This window comes from Curvibacter sp. Hmag1.1 (assembly GCF_059769165.1).
Window position 1 is genome coordinate 2,075,638 of record NZ_JBMBGX010000002.1, and the last position, 20,856, is coordinate 2,096,493.

Annotated in this window: 23 protein-coding genes; 14 read left to right on the forward strand and 9 right to left on the reverse strand. The window is 58.4% G+C overall.

The features are described 5' to 3' along the window. Nucleotides 1–16 precede the first annotated feature (16 nt). The 4 genes from ACOAP0_RS10455 to dnaA all read right to left on the reverse strand — a co-directional run bounded on the left by ACOAP0_RS10455 (nt 17) and on the right by dnaA (nt 6,011). Nucleotides 17–700, reverse strand: coding sequence for a DUF3348 family protein (locus tag ACOAP0_RS10455; protein ID WP_498376352.1), 684 nt, complete (start codon nt 698–700; stop codon nt 17–19). Beyond that, nucleotides 700–3,303: a DNA topoisomerase (ATP-hydrolyzing) subunit B gene (gyrB, locus tag ACOAP0_RS10460; protein WP_481874268.1), complete on the reverse strand. Its 2,604-nt coding sequence runs from the start codon at nt 3,301–3,303 to the stop codon at nt 700–702. Before gyrB ends, ACOAP0_RS10455 begins: the two co-directional genes overlap by 1 nt. A gap of 95 nt (nt 3,304–3,398) precedes the next feature. Further along, nucleotides 3,399–4,505: a DNA polymerase III subunit beta gene (dnaN, locus tag ACOAP0_RS10465; protein ID WP_498376353.1), complete on the reverse strand. Its 1,107-nt coding sequence runs from the start codon at nt 4,503–4,505 to the stop codon at nt 3,399–3,401. Nucleotides 4,506–4,598: 93 nt separating this feature from the next. Beyond that, complete coding sequence (gene dnaA, locus ACOAP0_RS10470) at nt 4,599–6,011, reverse strand: chromosomal replication initiator protein DnaA (RefSeq protein WP_313876627.1); 1,413 nt, start codon at nt 6,009–6,011, stop codon at nt 4,599–4,601. 275 nt (nt 6,012–6,286) lie between these two features. Here dnaA and rpmH point away from each other — a divergent pair, with 275 nt between their 5' ends. The 6 genes from rpmH (at nt 6,287) to ACOAP0_RS10500 (ending at nt 11,031) form a co-directional block, all read left to right on the forward strand. Beyond that, a complete protein-coding gene (gene rpmH / locus ACOAP0_RS10475; protein ID WP_006299042.1) occupies nt 6,287–6,421 on the forward strand; it encodes a 50S ribosomal protein L34 in 135 nt (44 codons plus the stop codon). A 33-nt stretch (nt 6,422–6,454) separates the two neighbouring features. Then, nucleotides 6,455–6,919: a ribonuclease P protein component gene (locus ACOAP0_RS10480; RefSeq protein ID WP_087495812.1), complete on the forward strand. Its 465-nt coding sequence runs from the start codon at nt 6,455–6,457 to the stop codon at nt 6,917–6,919. Beyond that, a complete protein-coding gene (gene yidD, locus ACOAP0_RS10485) occupies nt 6,916–7,188 on the forward strand; it encodes a membrane protein insertion efficiency factor YidD (protein WP_087495813.1) in 273 nt (90 codons plus the stop codon). The genes ACOAP0_RS10480 and yidD overlap by 4 nt, the downstream gene beginning before the upstream one ends. Further along, nucleotides 7,185–8,882: a membrane protein insertase YidC gene (yidC, locus tag ACOAP0_RS10490; RefSeq protein WP_498376354.1), complete on the forward strand. Its 1,698-nt coding sequence runs from the start codon at nt 7,185–7,187 to the stop codon at nt 8,880–8,882. The genes yidD and yidC overlap by 4 nt, the downstream gene beginning before the upstream one ends. 15 nt (nt 8,883–8,897) lie before the next feature. Beyond that, nucleotides 8,898–10,307: a tRNA uridine-5-carboxymethylaminomethyl(34) synthesis GTPase MnmE gene (mnmE, locus tag ACOAP0_RS10495; protein WP_498376355.1), complete on the forward strand. Its 1,410-nt coding sequence runs from the start codon at nt 8,898–8,900 to the stop codon at nt 10,305–10,307. A gap of 181 nt (nt 10,308–10,488) precedes the next feature. After that, the gene (locus ACOAP0_RS10500) at nt 10,489–11,031 is read left to right on the forward strand and encodes a hypothetical protein (protein WP_087495816.1); all 543 of its coding nucleotides are present in this window, start codon (nt 10,489–10,491) and stop codon (nt 11,029–11,031) included. Nucleotides 11,032–11,052: 21 nt separating this feature from the next. On the opposite strand, the gene ACOAP0_RS10505 is transcribed toward ACOAP0_RS10500, so the two are convergent. Further along, nucleotides 11,053–11,607, reverse strand: a complete 555-nt coding sequence (locus tag ACOAP0_RS10505) for an adenine phosphoribosyltransferase (protein WP_087495817.1) — start codon at nt 11,605–11,607, stop codon at nt 11,053–11,055. A gap of 63 nt (nt 11,608–11,670) precedes the next feature. Further along, complete coding sequence (locus ACOAP0_RS10510; RefSeq protein ID WP_481874272.1) at nt 11,671–13,659, reverse strand: monovalent cation:proton antiporter family protein; 1,989 nt, start codon at nt 13,657–13,659, stop codon at nt 11,671–11,673. A gap of 43 nt (nt 13,660–13,702) precedes the next feature. Here ACOAP0_RS10510 and ACOAP0_RS10515 point away from each other — a divergent pair, with 43 nt between their 5' ends. Genes ACOAP0_RS10515 through ACOAP0_RS10530 form a run of 4 tightly spaced genes read left to right on the forward strand, consistent with a single transcriptional unit; the run spans nt 13,703 to nt 16,660 of the window. After that, nucleotides 13,703–14,704, forward strand: coding sequence for a KpsF/GutQ family sugar-phosphate isomerase (locus ACOAP0_RS10515; RefSeq protein WP_498376356.1), 1,002 nt, complete (start codon nt 13,703–13,705; stop codon nt 14,702–14,704). Continuing rightward, on the forward strand, nt 14,704–15,249 hold the full coding sequence (locus ACOAP0_RS10520) for a KdsC family phosphatase (protein WP_087495820.1): 546 nt from the start codon (nt 14,704–14,706) through the stop codon (nt 15,247–15,249). Before ACOAP0_RS10515 ends, ACOAP0_RS10520 begins: the two co-directional genes overlap by 1 nt. A 32-nt stretch (nt 15,250–15,281) precedes the next feature. Further along, on the forward strand, nt 15,282–15,863 hold the full coding sequence (gene lptC / locus ACOAP0_RS10525; RefSeq protein ID WP_498377771.1) for an LPS export ABC transporter periplasmic protein LptC: 582 nt from the start codon (nt 15,282–15,284) through the stop codon (nt 15,861–15,863). A 20-nt stretch (nt 15,864–15,883) separates the two neighbouring features. Next, the gene (locus ACOAP0_RS10530) at nt 15,884–16,660 is read left to right on the forward strand and encodes an SDR family oxidoreductase (protein WP_498376357.1); all 777 of its coding nucleotides are present in this window, start codon (nt 15,884–15,886) and stop codon (nt 16,658–16,660) included. Nucleotides 16,661–16,732: 72 nt separating this feature from the next. On the opposite strand, the gene rbp is transcribed toward ACOAP0_RS10530, so the two are convergent. The 3 genes from rbp to ACOAP0_RS10545 all read right to left on the reverse strand — a co-directional run bounded on the left by rbp (nt 16,733) and on the right by ACOAP0_RS10545 (nt 18,128). Next, nucleotides 16,733–17,164: an RNA-binding regulator gene (gene rbp / locus ACOAP0_RS10535; protein ID WP_087495822.1), complete on the reverse strand. Its 432-nt coding sequence runs from the start codon at nt 17,162–17,164 to the stop codon at nt 16,733–16,735. A 185-nt stretch (nt 17,165–17,349) separates the two neighbouring features. After that, nucleotides 17,350–17,562 carry a zf-HC2 domain-containing protein gene (locus ACOAP0_RS10540; RefSeq protein ID WP_313876616.1) on the reverse strand — a complete coding sequence of 71 codons (213 nt, stop codon included), beginning with the start codon at nt 17,560–17,562 and terminating at the stop codon, nt 17,350–17,352. Continuing rightward, a complete protein-coding gene (locus tag ACOAP0_RS10545) occupies nt 17,559–18,128 on the reverse strand; it encodes a sigma-70 family RNA polymerase sigma factor (RefSeq protein WP_481874278.1) in 570 nt (189 codons plus the stop codon). Before ACOAP0_RS10545 ends, ACOAP0_RS10540 begins: the two co-directional genes overlap by 4 nt. Nucleotides 18,129–18,302: 174 nt before the next feature. Here ACOAP0_RS10545 and ACOAP0_RS10550 point away from each other — a divergent pair, with 174 nt between their 5' ends. The 4 genes from ACOAP0_RS10550 to ACOAP0_RS10565 are packed head-to-tail and all read left to right on the forward strand — an operon-like array spanning nt 18,303 to nt 20,824. Further along, nucleotides 18,303–18,560 carry a BufA1 family periplasmic bufferin-type metallophore gene (locus ACOAP0_RS10550; protein WP_313868227.1) on the forward strand — a complete coding sequence of 86 codons (258 nt, stop codon included), beginning with the start codon at nt 18,303–18,305 and terminating at the stop codon, nt 18,558–18,560. Nucleotides 18,561–18,607: 47 nt separating this feature from the next. Beyond that, complete coding sequence (gene bufB, locus ACOAP0_RS10555; RefSeq protein ID WP_498376358.1) at nt 18,608–19,537, forward strand: MNIO family bufferin maturase; 930 nt, start codon at nt 18,608–18,610, stop codon at nt 19,535–19,537. Then, entirely contained in the window at nt 19,534–20,307 is a 774-nt protein-coding gene (locus ACOAP0_RS10560; RefSeq protein WP_498376360.1) for an HvfC/BufC family peptide modification chaperone, read from the forward strand. Before bufB ends, ACOAP0_RS10560 begins: the two co-directional genes overlap by 4 nt. A 31-nt stretch (nt 20,308–20,338) precedes the next feature. Further along, a complete protein-coding gene (locus ACOAP0_RS10565; RefSeq protein ID WP_498376361.1) occupies nt 20,339–20,824 on the forward strand; it encodes a DoxX family protein in 486 nt (161 codons plus the stop codon). Nucleotides 20,825–20,856 lie beyond the last annotated feature (32 nt).

Here is a 20,856-nt window from a genome sequence, read left to right on the forward strand (position 1 = left end):
CTTGAGTCATGTGGTGTCAGGCCCCGGTCTGCCAGGCCTCTACCAGGCCGGTGACGGGTTCCAATCTAAAGTGCAGTTCCGCCACCAGGGCGTCTTGAAAATCTTGCTCGAATGCGGCCATGGAGAGCGCAGCATCCTGGCGATAACGGTGAAAACGCCGCTCCAGTAGTGCGGAGAGCTTTGCCAGCAGTGCCTGGGCGCGTTCACCCAGCATGTCTTCCAGGGTGGCATCCATCTGGGCCAATTGGCTAAGGCGGGGGCTGGTGCGGGCAAGTACCTCGCGGCAATGATGGCGGAACGGGCCTACACGCAGCTCCATGCGCCGCTGGATGTCCAGGTAGCGCTGGCGGTAGCTGCCGTAGTCCTCATCTTCTGCCGGTTCGGGCGCCGCTTGGGCAATGCCCGCCACTCGCACCTGCGCAGGCACCGGCCGCACGGGTGGTTGCCGGATGAATCCGGTCAAGTCATCACGCAGCTGTTGCAATGCCTGGCTCAGGTCGGGCTCATGCGCGGTCCGGGGTGCAACCACCTTGGTGGCTTTGGTGATGGCGGGCAAGGCGCCACGCAATGCAATGGCATCCAGTGGCCCCAGCCACGCGCTCCAATGGAGTGCCCAGTCCGGCCGGGTGGGTCGGACTTCTATCGCACTCCAGGTTTCCAGCAGACCGATGAGCCCCGTCGTTCCGGAACTCAGCGTCATCAAACGTCGATGTTGCCGGCGCGCAAGGCGTTGGTTTCAATGAAGTCGCGGCGGGGTTCGACTTCGTCGCCCATCAGCATGGTGAACACGCGGTCGGCTTCGATGGCGTCGTCGATCTGTACGCGCAGCAGGCGGCGCACGGTCGGGTCCATGGTGGTTTCCCACAGCTGGGCGGGGTTCATTTCACCCAAGCCTTTGTAGCGCTGGCGGCTGGAGGTGCGCTCGGCTTCGCCGATCAGCCAGGCCATGGCTTCACGGAAGTCGGAGACCTTCTCTTCCTTCTGCTTCTCGCCTTCGCCGCGCATGACGCGGGCGCCTTCGCTCAGCAGACCACGGAAAGTGTTGGCAGCTTCGGCCAGGGCGGCGTAGTCGGCACCGTGCACAAAGTCCTGGGTGAGCACGCTGCTCTTCACGTTGCCGTGATGGCGGCGGCTGATGCGCAAAATGGGCTTGTCGGTGCGGGCATCGAACTCGCCGGCCACTTCGGCGTCAGGCAACTTGGCTTGCAGGGCTGCAGCTGAGACTTCGGCATCTGCCACGGTGTCGAGGTTGAGCACCACGCCATCAGCCACGGAACGCAGGGCTTCCGCATCCATGAAGTTCTTGAGGCGGGCGATCACGGCCTGGGCCAATTGATGTTTACGGGCCAGTTCCGCCAGCGTGTCGCCGCTCAACGTGGTGCCATTGGGACCGCCGGTGTACACCGAAGCGTTGACCAATGCGATGCGGAGCAAGTAGCCGTCCAGCTCTGCCGGGCCCTGCAGGTAGAGCTCTTCTTTGCCGGATTTCACTTTGTAAAGCGGGGGCTGGGCAATGTAAATGTGGCCGCGCTCCACCAGCTCGGGCATTTGGCGGTAGAAGAAGGTCAAGAGCAGCGTACGGATGTGGGCACCGTCCACGTCCGCGTCGGTCATGATGATGATGCGGTGGTAGCGCAGCTTGGCGACGTTGAAGTCGTCCCCACCGGTGCTGCCGCCAGCCTTGCCGATGCCGGTACCCAGTGCGGTGATCAGTGTCAGGATTTCGTTGCTGGTGAGCAGCTTTTCGTAACGGGCTTTTTCCACGTTCAGGATCTTGCCGCGCAAGGGCAAGATGGCCTGGAACTTCCGGTCGCGACCCTGCTTGGCGGAGCCGCCGGCGGAGTCACCCTCGACGATGTAGATCTCGCACATGGCCGGGTCTTTTTCCTGGCAGTCAGCCAGTTTGCCGGGCAGGCCCATGCCATCGAGCACACCTTTGCGGCGGGTCATGTCACGGGCTTTGCGGGCGGCTTCGCGGGCGCGCGCGGCTTCGATGATCTTGCCGACGATGATCTTGGCATCGTTCGGGCGCTCTTCCAGGTAGTCGGCGAGCAGCTTGCCTACGATGTCCTCTACCGGACCGCGCACTTCGCTGGACACCAACTTGTCTTTGGTCTGGCTGGAGAACTTGGGCTCGGGCACCTTCACCGACAGCACGCAGCACAGGCCTTCGCGCATGTCGTCACCGGTAACTTCGACCTTGGCCTTCTTGGCCATTTCGTTTTGTTCGATGTATTTGCTGATGACGCGGGTCATCGCAGCGCGCAGGCCGGTCAAGTGGGTACCGCCGTCACGCTGGGGGATGTTGTTGGTGAAGCACAGCACTTGCTCGTTGAAGCCGCTGTTCCATTGCATGGCCACTTCGACGCCGATGTTGGTGCCCTGGTCGCTCTGGCGGTCGCCCATGGCGTGGAACACATTGGGGTGCAGAACCGTCTTGCCCTTGTTGACGTAGTTCACAAAGCCCTGAACGCCACCGGCGCCGGCAAAGTCGTCTTCCTTGCCGCTGCGCTCGTCCTTGAGGCGGATGCGTACGCCGTTGTTCAGGAAGCTGAGTTCGCGCAGACGCTTGCTCAAGATTTCATAGTGGAAATCGTTGTTTTCCTTGAAGATTTCGGTGTCTGGCAGGAAGTGCACTTCGGTGCCACGCTTTTCGGTGTCGCCGATGATCTTCATGGGCGAGACTTCGATGCCGTTCTGCGTCTCGACGATGCGGTTCTGCACAAAGCCTTTGCTGAATTCCAGCGTGTGGACTTTGCCGTCACGGCGGATGGTCAGGCGCAGCATTTTGGACAGCGCGTTCACGCAGGACACACCCACGCCGTGCAGCCCGCCGGACACCTTGTAGCTGTTCTGGTTGAACTTGCCGCCGGCGTGCAATTCGGTCAGTGCGATTTCAGCGGCCGAACGCTTGGGTTCGTGCTTGTCGTCGAGCTTGATGCCGGTGGGGATGCCACGGCCGTTGTCGACGACGCTGATGGAGTTGTCGGAGTGGATGGTGACCAGAATGTCGTCGCAATGGCCTGCCAGAGACTCGTCGATGGAGTTATCCACCACTTCAAACACCAGATGGTGCAAGCCGGTGCCATCGGACGTGTCGCCGATGTACATGCCGGGGCGCTTGCGCACGGCTTCCAGGCCTTCAAGAATCTGGATCGAGCCTTCGCCATAGGCCTCGGTCGCACCGGCTTGGTTGGTGTCGATGGTGGGCTGGAAGTTGGAACTGTCGGCTCCGCCCTCGCCCGTGTGCACAGCGCCATCGGCGTTTTCAGGGGTGGAAACCGACTTGTTTTCTTCAGTCATGGCTAACTTCTCTTCGAAAAATCTCAAACTCTTGAATGACCAAACCCCCGGTGAGCGGGGGTTTGATTACGCGGGCAGCTACTATTTTTGTAGCATCAGATTCTCATGGGCATCACGACGTATTTGAAGGTCGTGTTATCGGGGATGGTGATCAGGGCAGAACTATTTCCGTCGGACAGCTCCACTTTCACCATATCCTGGCTCATATTGCTCAGGGCATCGATTAGGTAGGTCACGTTGAAGCCGATCTCAATGCTGTCGCCGCCGTAGTCGATGTCCAACTCGTCCACAGCTTCTTCCTGCTCGGCGTTGTTGGAAGCTACGCGCAGGCTGCCGGGATCAATGTTCAGGCGAACGCCCTTGAACTTGTCGCTCGTCAGAATGGCGGTGCGTTGCAACGTCTTGAGCAACGCTTCGCGGCCCAAGGTGATGCTGTTCTTGTGGTTCTTGGGGATGACGCGGTTGTAGTCCGGGAATTTGCCTTCTACCAACTTGGTCACGAACTCCATGCCGTCGAAAGTGAACTTGGCTTGGTTGTTGGCGAATTGCATCTCAATGGCGCCTTCGGCGTCAGACAACAAGCGTTGCAATTCGATGACCGTTTTGCGGGGCAGGATGACTTCCTGCTTGGGCACTTCTACGTCCAAGGTAGCGGAGGCGAATGCCAGGCGGTGGCCATCGGTGGCGACCAGGCTGAGCTGCTTGCCTTCGGCTACAAACAGAATGCCGTTGAGGTAGTAGCGGATGTCGTGGACTGCCATGGCGAAGGACACCTGGCTCAGGAGGTCCTTCAGGGTTTTTTGCGGCACGCTGAACACGGGGCCGAAGCTGGCGCTTTCCTGCACCAGCGGGAAGTCCTCTGCCTGCATGGTCTGGAGCGTGAACTTGCTCTTGCCGCCTTTGAGGATGATTTTGCTTTGGCTGGATTCCAGAGACACCGTCTGGTCACCGGGCATGGTGCGCAGGATGTCGATCAGCTTGCGCGCTCCGATGGTGGTGGTGAAGCTGCCGGTGTCACCACCCAGTTCCGCCGTGGTACGGATTTGAATTTCGAGGTCGCTGGTGGTGAGTTGAAGGGAGGTTCCGGTCTTGCGCAACAGCACGTTGGCAAGAATGGGCAAGGTGTGGCGGCGTTCGACAATACCGGCCACCGATTGCAGAACCGATAAGACCTTGTCTTGCGTTGCCTTCAATACGATCATGTCAACCTCTTTGTGAAACTCTGCCAAACATTCAATCCTGCCATTTTCCCTGTTTTTTCAGTGAGTTACGGGGGTAGGCGCTTGTTTTTGCTGTTAACCCTTCAGGGTTTGCTCCAGAACGTGTAACTGTTGGTTCAGTTCAGTGAGCTGCTGGCGTTCACCGCCGATTTTGCGCACTGCATGCAGCACCGTGGTGTGGTCGCGCCCCCCGAACAACTCGCCGATTTCGGGCAGGCTCTTCTGGGTCAGCTCCTTGGCCAGATACATGGCGATCTGGCGCGGCCGGGCAATGCTGGCGGGACGTTTTTTGGAATACATGTCCGCGACCTTGATCTTGTAGTAGTCGGCCACCGTTTTTTGGATGTTTTCCACCGAAATCTGCCGGTTCTGGATGGACAGCAGGTCGCGCAAAGCTTCCCGGGCCAGCTGGATGGAGATTTCCTTTTGGTTGAAGCGCGAATACGCCAGTATTTTGCGCAGTGCGCCTTCCAATTCGCGGACGTTGGAGCGCACGTTCTTGGCCACGAAAAAGGCCACTTCTTCGGGCATTTCAGAGCCCTCGGCATGCGCCTTGTTGATCAGAATCGCCACCCGCATTTCCAGTTCCGGTGGCTCGATGGCCACGGTCAGGCCGGAGTCGAAACGCGACACCAGGCGCTCGTGAATGTCGGCCAGGCCCTTGGGATAGGTGTCGCTGGTCATCACGATGTGGGACTTCTTGGCCAGCAAGGCCTCAAAAGCATTGAAGAACTCTTCCTGGGTGCGGTCTTTGTTGGCAAAGAACTGCACATCGTCAATCAAGAGCAGGTCCAGGGAGTGGTAACGCTCCTTGAATTCGTCAAAAGTTTTGCGTTGGTAGGCCTTCACCACGTCCGACACAAATTGTTCTGCATGGATGTAAAGCACCTTGGATCCAGGCTTATCCACAAGCAGCCTGTTTCCTACCGCATGCATCAAGTGGGTCTTGCCCAAGCCCACGCCGCCGTAGATAAACAAGGGGTTGTACAGGTGGCCGGGCATGGTGGCCACGTGCATGGCGGCGGCGCGCGCCATGCGGTTCGCGGTTCCTTCGACCAGACTCTCAAAAGTCAACATGCTGTTGAGCCGGCTCTTGGGCCCGCCGGCCACGCGGTCCTCGCCGACTTCCACTTCCTCAATGGCTGCGGGCACTTCTGCGGCACGGGGTGCCATGGCCGGACGCACGGGTGCTTCGCGCGGAGTGATCACTAACTCTACGGAAACAGCTTGTCCGTAAAGCTTCTCCAACATTCCCGCAATGCGCTGGCTGTATTGTGCGCGCACCCAATCAAGTTTGAAGCGGTTAGCCACAAACACGGTAATTTTGGACATGTCCTCGTGAACGAGGGCTGTCAGCGGCTTGATCCACGTGTTGAATTGCTGCTCGGGAAGTTCTTGTGCGAGTTGGTCTACGCAGCTTTGCCAAAGGCTTTGCCCGAGTTCAAAATTGGAGCCGTCGTGGGAGTTGGGATGGGAGCCCTGGGTCATTGTGCGGGTCAGCTTCTGTGGATAGTTGTTGTTTGCTGCGAAGCGGATTCTAATTTATCAATACTTTATCCACATTCTGCCGGCCGCGTTGCACAGTTCGTGCAAAAGAATCTGATTCGTCCCTAAGGTGTTGCCCTGATTGATAAAGTTTGCGATAATCCGCGGTTCCCCTGATTGTGTTCGGGGCGATAAGACCGAAATCTGCGCTGTTAGGCCGTTGGTGGAATGCATCGATGGGTCGCGCAGATACCCACAGAGCCTGTTAGGAAAATTTCATGAAACGCACATACCAACCCTCCAAAATCCGTCGCGCACGTACCCACGGTTTCCTGGTCCGCATGAAGACACGCGGCGGCCGCGCTGTGATCAACGCACGCCGCGCCAAGGGCCGCAAGCGTCTGGCTGTCTAAGACGGCTTCGCTAACCAAAGCTTCCGGCTTTTGGTGAACGCGGAACCGCAAACCGGCAGACCGCCTGCCGTCAAGCGCCTTCAAACGCGCGCCCAGTTCCAAGCGGCTCTGGGTGGCACTACGGTTTCAAAAACAGCGCACTTTGCTTTGCATTGCTGCGCTGTTGGTGTTTCTGTGCCTGAAGAAGCTGTGCCGGTGTTTCCCGCTTCCGGGATCTGGCTGGGTGCCATGGTGCCCAAGCGTTGGGCCAAACGTGCTGTAACGCGCAATACCATCAAGCGGCAGGTGTACCACTTGGGCGTCGAGTTTGCTCCGGTGCTCAAGGAAAAAGCGCACCTCATCCGCTTGCGCCGGGACTTTGACCGCAAGCAATTCGTGAGTGCCACCTCTGATGCGCTCAAGGCTGCGGTCCGGCAGGAATTGCTGGATCTGTTCGGTCAAGTTGTTGGTGCCCCTCCCTCACGCAGGCCAGCTCCTCTCCCGGAGTCCCAGGCATGATTCGGGGGCTGCTGATAGGTCTGATCAAAGGCTATCGTTTGTTGTTGAGCCCCTGGTTGGGCTCTGCGTGCCGTTTTAACCCCACATGTTCTGTGTACGCCTTGCAAGCTCTTGAGCGGCACGGTGCGACAATAGGCAGCTATTTGATGGTTGCGCGTCTCGCGCGCTGTCACCCGTGGTGCGCGGGTGGGCACGATCCCGTGCCTGAGAATGCGCCGCGACTGTTCAGTCGCTTGATTCAATCCCCCTCTGAGAAGAAGTCTTCATGAACGATATTCGCCGCACCATTTTGTGGGTGATCTTTGGGTTCTCCATGGTTCTCTTGTGGGACCAGTGGCAGATCCACAATGGAAAGCAAGCCACTTTCTTCCCTAACCCTGCACAAAAAGCGGCCTCAGCTCCGGCTCCCGCGGTGAGTGCTTCGGCCGGCGTACCTGTTGCACCAGTAGCGGCAGGGCAGGCACCGGTCTCCACATCGGCTCCAGCCCTGGCGTCTGAGCGCTTTGAGGTCAGCACCGATGTGCTCAAACTGACGTTTGACACTCTGGGTGGTTCGCTGGTTCGTTCTGAATTCCTGCAGTACCTTGATTCCAACGACAAGTCCCGCAATTTCGTGTTGCTGGACGACACCAAAGACCGTTACTACCAAGCCCAAACTGGACTGATCGGTGGCGCTGCGCCTGACAGCTTTCCGACCCATAAGTCGGTCATGGCAGTAAGTGGTGACAAGTCGCTCAAAGATGGGCAGGACGAGCTCAAGATTGTTTTCACCTCACAAGACACTGGTGGCATCAAGCTGGTGAAGACTTACACCTTGCGCCGTGGTGCATATGACATTGCGGTCAAGCACGAAGTCGTCAATACCGGTGCAACTGCACTGAACCCTCAGTTGTATTTGCAGCTGGTACGTGACGGCAACAAGCCTGCCGGCGAGTCCTCGTTCTATTCCACCTTCACAGGCCCTGCGGTCTATACCGACCTTAAAAAGTACCAGAAGGTGGAGTTCAGCGCTATTAAAAAAGGGAACGCTGACTTTGAGAAAGAAAGCTCCAATGGCTATATCGCCATGGTGCAGCACTACTTTGCCAGTGCCTGGATCTTGCCAGCGGACGAGAAGCGGACCTTCTCTCTGGATGCCAAAGATGTGGGTGCGACCGTCGCTGATTGCTGCTACCGCGCCACCATGATCACGCCGCTGGAAGCCGTGGCCCCCGGTCAAACCAAGGCCGTAGAGGCCAAACTGTTTGTCGGTCCCCAAGAGGAGAAAAAACTCGAGGCTTTGGCACCCGGCATGGAGCTGGTGAAAGACTACGGCTGGTTGACCATTCTGGCCAAGCCCTTGTACTGGTTGCTCGACAAGCTGCACAGCTTCATCCAGAACTGGGGATGGTCCATCGTGGCCCTGGTGCTGCTGTTGAAAATCGCGTTCTACTGGCTCAATGCCAAGGCGTACGCCAGCATGGCCAAGATGAAGGCGGTGAACCCGCGCATCATGGAAATGCGTGAGCGCCTCAAGGACAATCCGCAGCAGATGCAGCAGGAAATGATGAAGATCTACCGCGAGGAAAAGGTCAATCCCATGGGTGGCTGCTTCCCCATCATGATCCAGATTCCTGTGTTCATCGCCTTGTACTGGGTGCTCCTGTCCAGTGTGGAAATGCGCAATGCGCCATGGGTCATGTGGATTCATGACTTGTCATCGCCGGATCCTTATTTCATCCTGCCGGTTGTCATGACTTTGACGACCCTGCTGCAGACGGCGCTCAACCCTGCGCCACCGGACCCCCTGCAAGCCAAGATGATGTGGATCATGCCGTTGGCCTTCAGCGTCATGTTCTTCTTCTTCCCGTCCGGTTTGGTGCTGTACTGGATTACCAACAACATTCTGTCGATTGCGCAGCAGTGGATCATCAACACCCGCATGGGTGTGCCACCCCAGTTCAACCTGCCCAAGTTCAAGTAAAAGGGCCGGTCGCGCGTGCTGTCACGTCACTCTGACCCCATTGCCGCCATCGCCACGGCCTCCGGCCGCGGTGCTGTCGGTATCGTGAGGTTGAGTGGAAAGAGTCTTGGCGCTTTCACGCAGGCGCTGCTGGGCAAAGCCTTGCGGCCGCGAGAAGCGACCTATCTCCCTTTCCCTGACGAAAAAGGCCAGCCTATTGACCATGGGCTGGCCTTGTTTTTTCCGGGCCCCCATTCCTTCACAGGTGAAGACGTACTGGAACTCCAGGCTCATGGCGGGCCTGTGGTGTTGCAGTTGCTGGTCGCCCGCTGTCTTGCACTGGCAAACAGTGTGCAAACAGAGGGCGTCTCAAGCGTTCTGTTGCCTGGTTTGCGCATTGCCGAGGCGGGCGAGTTCACCCAACGTGCCTTCCTGAACAACAAGCTCGATCTGGCCCAGGCAGAGGCCATCGCCGATCTCATCGACGCAAGCACGGAAGCGGCAGCACGCAGTGCCAGCCAGTCTTTGTCCGGCGCCTTCTCCAAGGAAATCGGCATCTTGCGGGATGCGCTCATTCACTTGCGCATGCTGGTAGAGGCGACGCTCGATTTCCCCGAAGAGGAAATTGACTTTCTGCAGAAAGCGGACGCGGTTGGGCAGTTGCAACGCTTGCAACAAGCTCTCCAACAGGTGCTGGCCAAAGCGACCCAAGGAGCTTTGCTCCGCGAAGGTTTGAAGGTGGTCATTGCCGGGCAACCGAACGCCGGCAAGTCATCTCTCTTGAATGCCTTGGCGGGTGCTGAATTGGCCATCGTGACCCCCATCGCAGGTACTACGCGCGACAAGGTGCAGGAGACGATCCAAATCGAAGGCGTGCCTCTTCACATCATCGACACGGCCGGTTTGCGTGCCAGTGATGACGCCGTGGAAAAAATCGGAATCGAACGGGCCTGGCAGGCTATTGAAGCCGCAGACGCCGTCCTGTTCCTGCATGATTTGACACGTAGTTCTGCTATTGAATACATAGCAGCTGACGCAGATATAGCGGGCGCTATCGCAGAAAAACTGCCTGCATCCATACCGGTGATCCATGTCTGGAACAAGTCTGACGCAGCGACTCCGGAAACTGGTTTGGAGGGCATCTTTCTCTCTGCCAAGACCGGCGTTGGCCTCGATGCGTTGAGGCAAAACTTGCTCACAGCGGCAGGGTGGCAACCCGCACAGAGTGGCGCTTTCATGGCCCGCCAACGCCATGTACAGGCCTTGCATCTGGTGGGTCAGCATTTGGACATGGCGTCGGAATTGCTGGCCTCCGGTAGTGCTGCCTTGGACCTGTTGGCAGAAGAACTCCGGCTTGGTCAGAATGCCCTGAACAGCATTACCGGCGAATTCGGCGCGGATGACCTGCTGGGTGTCATCTTTTCAAAATTTTGTATCGGCAAATAGCCTGCACTACACTCTGGCGTCGCACAGGAGTCACTCACCTATGTCACTATTCAGCTGGTTTACTCGGACGAGTTCCAATAACACGCTCGGCACCCGTCACTCAGGTCTCGACCAGATGGATGGAGATCGAGTCTCTGCGCGCCATGGCCGGAGCAAATCTGCTTCAGGCGCGTCATCGGGAATGACGTCTGCCCGCCGCAGTGAGCGGCTTGAGCGGCGAGAGTTGTTGTACGCCGTGGTGCGCGAATCGATGACGGGCGCCGGCATGCTGTCGAGCAGCTACAAGTTCAAGGTGCTGTCATTGGACTCTCGCGGGCGCCAGTACCTGATCATGATGGATATGGCGGCCCGCAATGTGAGCGACCCCGCCCGCTTGGCTGGCATCGAGACACACATCGCCAAAATTGCCAAAACCCGCCATGACCTGTTGGTGACGGCTGTCTACTGGCGCGTGAATGAGCATGTGAGCTCCAGCCTGTCGCATACGCAGGACGATCATGTCCGTACGCTACCGACACCCCGTCGATTTGAACCTCTGCAACCCTCGGAGGTTGCCGCGTTCAAGCAGGCGCTGGCGTCGGTGCCGGCCCCGGCCAAGTTGTCGGCGCCTGGCGAGATCATGAAGTCATCCCGTCGCAATCCACAGCCATCCCGATTTGCGGATACCGAGATTGACGAACGCCAATCTCCCCTCAGTGGCACCCAGTACGGCGAGTTGAACTGAGGGCGACGCCGATTTCGCAGCTCAGTGACCTGCGAAATCCACCAAGGTGAACAAAGGCAGACCGGCTTCCCGCAGCTTGTCGGATCCGCCTAATTCCGGCAAGTCCACAATGGCGGCGCCTTCCATGACGTGCGCACCCAAACGCTCCAGCAACTTCTTGCCTGCCATCATGGTCCCTCCGGTGGCGATCAAGTCGTCAATCAGCAGCACGCGGTCGCCCTTTTTCACTGCGTCGGTATGGAGCTCCACAGTGGCGCTGCCGTACTCCAGCTCGTAGGTTTCTTCAACCGTGGTGAAAGGCAACTTACCTTTCTTGCGGATGGGGACGAAACCGATATTCAATTCGTAGGCCACCACGGCCCCGAGGATGAAACCGCGCGCGTCAAGTCCGGCCACTACGTCCGGTCGCATGGTGGGGTCCATGTAGCGGTGCACAAAGGCGTCAATCAACACCCGGAAAACCTTGGCATCCTGCAGAAGCGGCGTGATGTCACGGAACTGCACGCCTGGCGTAGGCCAGTCGGGGACAGTGCGGATATGGTCACGGAGGTACTGATTGATGCTGAGGTGTTGCATAGGAATTCAAAGAAAAGGCGCCAGAGTGGCGCCGCGCTATTGTGCGCCGAAGCGTCGATAAGATTAAGCACCTTTGAGCAGTTTTTGCTCAGCACTTGCCAACTCGACGGCCTTGCCGCTCAGGACCAGGGTATCACCCGCCATAAGGCGAGTCTGCGCATCGGGTGAGACAGTTTTGCCATCCGCACGTCGCAAACTTACCAAACGTACACCCAAGCGTTCCAGACCGAAATCACCTATCAACTTCCCGGCAGATTTCGTCCCCATGGGCAGACTCACGGTGGCCAGCCGTTCGTTCTGCAGCTCGTCGACAGAGTTGTCATCCGCACCGTGGAAGAAACCGCGCAAGAGGTTGTACCGAGCATCACGCTGATCCTGCACGATGCGGATCACCCGTCGCATAGGCACACCCACCAGTGCAAGCGCATGGCTGGCGAGCATGAGTGAGCCCTCGATGGCCTCGGGAACCACTTCAGTGGCGCCAGCTTCCTGCAGCTTTTCCAGATTCTGGTCATCCTGGGTGCGAACAATGACAGGTACCTGTGGCGCGTGTGAACGGGTATTGGCAAGTACCTTGAGGGCGCCATTGGTATCCAGATAAGTGATGACCACGGCGCTGGCTCGCGCAAGACCGGCCGCCATCAGGGCTTGCAAGCGGGCTGCGTCTCCGAACACTACGGAATCCCCTGCTGCTGCAGCCTGGCGTACCCGATCCGGGTCAAGGTCCAGCGCCATATAAGGTATCCCTTCGCCCTCCAGCATGCGTGCCAGATTCTGGCCGCAGCGCCCGTAGCCGCAAATGATGACGTGCTGGTTGGCGTTGATGGACTTGCGCGCAATCGTCGTCATTTGCAGGGATTGCTGCAGCCACTCGCTGCTGACCAGTTTCATGACGATACGGTTGGCATTCATGATGATGAAGGGGGTCGCCAACATCGATAGCACCATGCCTGCCAGGATGGGATTCAACAGCTCGGGGGGGACCAAGGCATTTTTCTGGGCCAGTGTCAGCAGCACAAAGCCAAACTCACCGGCTTGTGCAAGATAGAGGCCCGTACGCAAAGACACGCCCGCTGTCGCGCCAAGGCCTCTTGCAATCAGCGCTACCAGGGCGGCCTTGAAGAGGGTAGGTACCACCAGCAGCAGCAAAACCAGTGGCCAGCGCTCCAGGACCAAGCGCCAATCCAGCAGCATCCCGATACTGATAAAGAAAAGCCCCAGCAGTACGTCGTGGAACGGCCGGATGTCGGTTTCCACCTGGTGCTTGTATTCCGTCTCGGAAATCAGCATGCCCGCAATGAAGGCGCCTAAGGCCAGGCTCAAGCCAGCCAACTCCGTCAGCCAGGAGAGGCCCAGCGTGATCAGCAGTAGATTGAGTACAAACAGCTCATCGCTCTTGCGGCGCACCACGACCGTCAGCCAGCGGCGCATGACATGCTGCCCGCCCACCAGCAAAACGGTGACTAGCACTGTAGCTTTGAAGGCTGCGAGCGCCAACGCTTCCATCAAGCGCTCCCCCGATGCGCTGAGGGCGGGAATCAGCACCAGCAGTGGTACCACGGCCAAATCCTGAAACAGCAAAACGCCCATCACGCGTTTTCCGTGTTCAGATTCCATTTCCAGCCGCTCCACCATCAGCTTCACCACAATCGCAGTGCTGCTCATGGCCAGCGCACTGGACAGGGCCAGCGCCGCTTGCCAACCCAGATGCCAAGCGCCTGACAGCCAGATAGACAGGCCGAGCATGAGCCCCGTGGCCAGTAACATGGTTAGCGCCACCTGCAAAAGCCCCAAGCCAAACACGTGCTGGCGCATCGCCCGTAGACGCGGCAAATTGAACTCCAGCCCGATCACAAACATCAGAAATACGACGCCGAATTCCCCCAAGTGCCGCACGGCCTCGGAGTTTTGGGACAACGCGAGGGCATTGGGACCAATCACCACGCCGACAGCCAGATAGCCCAGCATGGGCGGCAATTTCAATGTGCGGCAAATCACCACTCCCAGCACGGCGGCGAGGAGGTAAAGCAGGGTGATTTCTAAACCGGTCATAGGCGGATACTAGCAAGAGACATGCGCTCTATAAAATGCTCGGATGACAGTACCTTCCCTCATTGCATCCAGCTTTGATGCGCAGCGCGCCATTGCCCTCGCCAACGAAACCTTCGACATCGAAGCTGCAGCCGTTCAGGGGCTGAAAAGCCGTCTTGGTGAAGGCTTTGTGAGGACGGTGGAACGGGTGTTGACGATCTCGGGGCGCGTGGTGGTCATGGGGATGGGCAAAAGCGGTCATGTGGGTCGCAAGATTGCAGCTACTCTTGCATCCACCGGTACCCCCGCCATGTTTGTGCACCCTGCTGAGGCCAGTCACGGTGATCTGGGCATGGTGACGGATGCAGATCTGGTGCTCATGATTTCCAACAGCGGAGAGTCCCAGGAAGTTGCGGCAATTCTTCCGGTACTCAAACGCTTGGGAGTACCGTTGGTCGCCATGACAGGCAATGCACGTAGCACCATGGCCCAGCATGCCGATTTCTGGATCGACACCGCGGTGAGTAAAGAGGCCTGCCCCCTGAATCTCGCGCCTACAGCGAGCACGACAGCACAACTGGCCATGGGCGATGCCCTGGCCGTGGCTCTGCTGGACGCTAGGGGCTTCCGCGCAGAGGACTTTGCCCGCTCTCATCCTGGTGGTGCATTAGGGCGCAAACTGCTGACCCATGTGTCGGACGTCATGCGGAGTGGGGATGCCATTCCGCGCGTATGGCCCACTGCGACATTCAGCGAACTGATGCGCGAAATGAGCGCGAAGGGCTTGGGCGCTACCGCGGTAGTGACCGAAGACGAGACTTTGATGGGCATCTTTACCGACGGAGACTTACGCAGGTTGGTGGAGCAAGGGACTGATTTACGCGCTAAGACAGCGATGGATGTTATGCACGCCAATCCTTGCACCATCCCGGCCCATGCTTTGGCGGTTGACGCGGCTGACCTGATGGAAGCCCGCCGCATTACCAGCGTGTTGGTGGTAGACGATGCCGGGCGCTTATGCGGTGCCATCAATAGCAATGATTTGATGCGGGCCAAGGTGATTTGATGAAACCACTGCTGAATTTCCCGCCGGATCTGCTGCTGAAAGCGCAGAACATCCGCGTTCTTTTTCTTGATGTGGATGGTGTTCTCACAGATGGCGGATTGCACTTTACAGCGGAGGGAGAGACCAGCAAACGTTTCAACACCTTGGACGGCCATGGCCTCAAGTTGCTGCAAAAGGCTGGAATTACGCCCGCGGTGGTGACCGGCCGGGATTCGCCCGCCCTGCGGCTGCGCCTCCAAGCCCTGGGCATCGAACAGGCCCGTTTCGGCACTGAAGACAAGCATCCAGCAGCGCAAGAAATCCTGAACGCATTGGGCTTGGGCTGGGAGCAGGCTGCCGCCATGGGCGACGATTGGCCGGACTTGCCCATGATGTTGCGTTGTGCATTTGCAGCGGCGCCACTGAATGCGCATGTGGAGGTCAGCGGTCGCGCTCACTACATCACTCGTACTGCCGGCGGAAACGGGGCAGTCCGGGAGGTCTGTGATCTGTTGATGGTGGCCAGTGGTCGCTATGTGGATCTTTTAGAGCCGTATCTTTCGTGAAAAATTTTTTCTACGGTGCTTGGGAACGGCTGATGCTGTACCTCCCCGTTCTGGTGATGGGGGTGTTGGCGCTGGGAACCTATTGGTTGGTTCGTAGTACACCGGTAGTTGAACCCAATGCACCTGAAAGGGTACGTGGCCATGAACCGGATTACTTTATGCATGGCTTCAGCGTGAAGTCCTTCGATCCTGCGGGCAAGCTCCGATCAGAGGTGATGGGCGACGTGGCTCGCCATTATCCCGACACCCAATGGCTGGAGATAGACGCCATTCGAATCCGATCTTTTGATGCCAAGGGTCGGCTCACTACCGCAACTGCCAACCGCGGCCTGACCAATGAGGACGGCTCTGAGGTGCAGCTCATTGGAAATGCGGTCGTGGTGCGCGAAGCGGTACCGGCAAGCAAGAACAATCCGGAACAGGTACGAACAGAATACCGGGGTGAGTTCTTGCATGCCTTCATGGACACTGAGCAAGTGAAGTCGAACAAGCCGGTTGAATTGCGGCGCGGCAAAGATGTCTTCACCGCAGATGCCATGGACTATGACAATGTCCAACAGGTAATTCGGCTTCAAGGTCGCGTTCGTGGCACCTTGATTCCGGCTACACGCTAGGTCAGTTTTCAAGGAAATTTATGCCACCGCTTATTTTCATTACCGGCGCTTCCAGCGGAATCGGCCAGGCTTTGGCCAAACGCTTTTATGACGCAGGCTATTCGCTGGCATTGGTGGCGAGGCGAACCGCCGAGATTGAACGCTGGGCGACCGCAGAACGGTTGGATTTACAGCGCTTCAAGGTCTATAGCGCAGATGTAGCGGATACCGACAGCATTGTGGCTGCGGGTCGTGCCTGTTTGAGTGCCCAAGGCGTACCGGACGTAGTCGTGGCCAATGCGGGCATCAGCATCGGTATGGATACGGGCATTCGTGGTGATATTGATGTCATGCAACGGACCTTTGCCACTAACAACATCGGTCTGGCGGCGACCTTCCATCCCTTCATAGCTGCCATGGAACAGCGCGGTTCGGGCCGGCTGGTCGGAATAGGCAGTGTGGCCGGCATCCGTGGCTTGCCCGGGCACGGAGCCTACTGTGCAAGCAAGGCGGCCGTGATTGCCTATTGCGAATCACTGCGCGGAGAACTGAGTGCCAGCGGAGTCAAGGTTGTCACCATTTGCCCCGGTTACATCGACACGCCTTTGACCCGCCAGAACCGGTACTCCATGCCCTTTTTGATGACTGCCGATGCTTTCGCGCAGCGGGCATTTGCCACTATCACGCAGGGTGTGCGTTATCGTGTGATTCCATGGCAGATGGGTTGGGTGGCCAGGCTATTGCGAGCTTTGCCGGATGCCTTGTTTGACAAAGCTTTGGCGGGGCGCCCCCGCAAGCGTCGCATCGATGAGGCGTAACCGACGCGTGAGACAAGCAAAACAAAAGGGACCCGAAGGTCCCTTTTTTGATCTGCAGAAGCAGTTCTTGGCTTAGTAGCTGGAACGGCCACCGCCGTAGCCGCCGCCACCGGAGCGGTCACCGCCGCCACCGTAGCCGCCGCCACCGGAACGGCCACCGCCGCCGAAGCCGCCACCACCGGAACGGCCGCCGCCGCCGTAGCCACCGCCACCACCAGCGCCGCCGCCGAAGCCGCCGGAACGGGGAGGACGTGGCTCCATGGGACGTGCTTCGTTCACGACCAAACCGCGGCCGCCGAACTGTTGACCGTTCATGGCGCTGATAGCAGTTTGTGCTTCAGCATCGCTGCCCATTTCCACAAAGCCGAAGCCCTTGGAGCGACCGGTGTCGCGTTCCATCATGACTTTGGCGCTGGAAACGGAACCGTGCTGGGAAAACGCTTGTTGCAGGTCTTCGTCACGGAAAGAATAAGGCAGGTTGCCTACGTAAAGTTTGTTGCCCATGGATGGACTCCTCAAAATAACTCAAAACGCGATGGAGTCCTTAACCGCAATCAACAAACCATTGAAGACTTAAAGCAGACGCGAAACTGACTAATCACCGCAAACTTGCACACCGATATTTCGGCAATGCCAAACCATTATGCGTTACTTTGTTGAGGAATCCTAGTTTTTCTTGTTTTTTCAGGTTAGCCGGCAGAATCGGCATCGTTTTCGCTGTAATGGCGCCACTGGCGCATGCTGTTGCGCAGGGTCAGCATCTGCTTTTCAAAGCGGGGGCAGGCTTTGCAGGCTGCGAGATGGAAATACAAAGCCACACGATCCACCATCGGCAAGGCGCGATCTTCCCTCGCCACCATCAAGGCGGTCGCTTCTTTGCATGTACGGCGCAGCAGCTTCACAAGGCACCTGCTTTCTGGAACCAATTCATTTCAAGACATTCCCTGAGCCTCAAGCGGGCACGGTGGAGTTGGACGTAGAGATTCGTCGGTGTCAGATCGAGTTCCTTACAAATTTCTTCGCTAGACAACTCCAGCCATTCGCGCATCAGGAACAGCCGCCCTTGCACGGCGGGTAGCTTTTCCGTGCAGGCTTCCAGAATTTCAAAGAACTGCCGGCTGCTGGTTTGCTGTTCCGGGTTGCCCCAATCCGCAGGTGTTTCCACAAAGTGCCCATCCGCCTTGAAGTTCAGCAGCTCCAGCGGATCTGTATCTTCATCCTCCGAACTGCCCACCCCCGTGACTTCGCGGCCGTGGTGGCGCAATGCGTCCACGACCTTGTGTTTGAGGATGCCAACCAGCCAGGTTTTGAGCTGCGACCGGTTGTCGAATGCTTGCGGTTTGGCCAGCGCTGCCAGCAGGGTTTCTGAGACAGCATCTTCGGCCCACGCTTCATTGCGCAGTTGCAAGCGGGCGAATTTGTACAGATAGTCGCGATGTTCTGCGACCTGGTCTTCGTAGCGGGTCATGGCGTGCTCGCGGAGTGTGATGCGCAGTGTACTGGGCGAGTTTTGTATTTTTTTTGCGAGGAGTGTAAGAAAGCACCTGGCAGCAGGACTAAACGTCAACCACAGCGCTGGAGCGCACCGCACCGGACGCTGAATGGTTGTTTTCATTGATGCAATTACTCAAGGAGTTTCGACATGAACCAACGTGCCCTGCTTGCCGCTACCGCTGCCACCCTGATGTCCCTCACCCTGGCGTCTGCCCCCGTTGCCGCCCAGGAAAAAGAGAAATGCTTCGGCATCGCCAAGGCCGGTCAAAACGACTGCGCAAACGCTTCCGGTACCCACTCGTGTGCCGGCCAGTCCAAAGTGGACATGGACAAAGGCGAATGGAAATATGTGGCCAAAGGCACCTGCGAAAAAATGAAGGGCAGCCTGATGGCGCCCAAGATGTAATTCCGCATCGATTGCATTTCCAAGTCCGCCCCCACGCATACCCGCTCATGCAAGCACCACATGCCCCGGCGTTGTCCGGCGACATTCAGGCCGGTATCGGGTGGCGGCACCCTCATTACGCGCAGCTGCTGCAACAGCAAGCTTCGCTGGACTTTCTGGAAGTCCACTCCGAGAATTTTTTTGCCCGCGGTGGCGCCAGCCTGGCTGTGTTGGAACAGGGGCGTGCCATGTATCCGGTCAGTCTGCACGGCGTGGGCCTCTCATTAGGATCGGGCGCGGGGCTGGACTCTTGGCATCTGGACCAATTGGAGGCACTGGTACGCCGCATCGACCCGGTCAGGGTCAGCGACCATGCCAGCTTTGCCCGCGCGCCATGGGGTTCGGTCGCCATGGTGCATGCTGCCGACCTTCTGCCATTGCCGTTCAGTGACGAAGCGCTGGACACGCTCTGTTCCAACGTGCAGCGTGTGCAAGACCGCTTGCAGCGTCGCTTCATGGTGGAAAACCTGTCGGCCTATCTTCAGTGGCGTCCGGTGCCGGGCGAGCAGGAATGGTCTGAGCCGGATTTCCTCAATGCCTTGGCCCGACGTACCGGCTGCGAGTTACTGGTCGATGTGAACAACATCTACGTCAATGCCCTGAACGCACAACTGCAAGGCGATGCCCGCGATCCGGTGGCCGCTTGCTGTGCGTGGCTGGATGCCATCGACCCCGCTTCGGTGGGCGAGCTGCATGTGGCCGGCCATTGCGAGGTGAATGACGCGCACGGCCACATCGTGATCGACGACCACGGAAGCCGAGTCTCCGACGCGGTGTGGGCGGTCTACCGCCATGCCATCCGGCGCTTTGGCGCGGTGCCTACACTGATGGAGTGGGACACCGACGTGCCAGCCTTGGAAGTGCTGCTGGGTGAAGCCGACTTGGCGCGCCAGAGGGCTCAAGCCGCCTTGCAGCCAGCCGAGGCGTGCGACACATGAGCACCCTGGCACAGCAACAACAAGCGTTGGTGGCAGCGCTTTTCGATTGGCCTGCGGAAAATGCTATGAAAAACATAGCTGCCTGCGCAATGGACCCGGGCGCCAGAGGCCTGAAAGCCTATCAATCCAATGCGCATGCGCTGGCAGAACGCGCGCTGCAGGCCGCTTATCCAGTATTAACCCAACTATTAGGCGTGGAAAGCATGGGGGATCTGGCCCGTGCCTACTGGCATGCCCACCCCCCTGTGCGCGGCGATGTGGCGCAATGGGGCGAAAGCCTGGCTGCCTTTATGGCGAGCAGCAGCCAGCTGCAGGACACGCCTTTTCTCCCCGATGTGGCGCGTTTGGAATGGGCCCTGCACAGCATGGCCACGCTGGAAGACGCGACCCCGGACCTAAATACCTTGACGCTATTGAGCACCCAGGACCCCGGCATGTTGTGCTTACGCTTGGCGCCCGGTACCGCTGTGCAGTGCAGTGATTGGCCGGTTGCCACCCTCCATGCGGCGCATGGTGAGAACGGCCCCAGCTTTGAAGAGGTCGGTCGTTTGTTGCAAGCCCGTGCGGGCGAGGATGCAGTGGTCTGGCGGCAGGGGTTCAAGCCCTGTGTGCGTGTGGCCTTGGAGGGGGAGGCTGCGCTCCTTCACGCCCTGCTAGAAGGCCGCAGCCTGGGTCAGGCCTTGAACGACGTGCCCCATCTGGATGTTTCGCAGTGGCTGACCGTGGCTGTTCAAAGCGGCTTGTTGTTGGCGGTGTATTCCGGCGAGTGATCGCCCTGTTCTGTGTTTGAAAAGAGTCTGTATGAAATCTCTATTGGCAACCTCATCCCGCGCCTGTGGCGGGCATTGGCTCACGCGCTTTGCCACGCTTGTGGCAAGCGGTCACCGTGTACTGGATGCATTGCAAGCGCCTGCTGCGTTGCTGGCGCGGCTGTATGTCGCGAACGCATTTTTCTCTTCCGGCTTGACCAAGCTGCGTGACTGGGACATCACACTGTCATTGTTCATGGACGAATACCACGTGCCCCTGCTGCCTCCGGAGCTGGCAGCCTGGATGGGCACTGCGGGTGAGCTCGTATTGCCGGTCTTGTTGGTCTTGGGCTTGGGGGGCCGGTTTGCGGCCTTGGGCCTGAGTGTGGTCAACGTGATGGCGGTGCTGTCCCTGAGCGAGATTGCGCCCGCTGCGCTGCAGCAGCACATCACCTGGGGTGTGTTGTTGCTGACTCTGGCTTTGTATGGCCCGGGTGCATGGGCGGCAGATCGGATTATTAATAAAAATGGGCGCTAGCGCCCATTGAATATGCGCGGGTAGCTATGAAA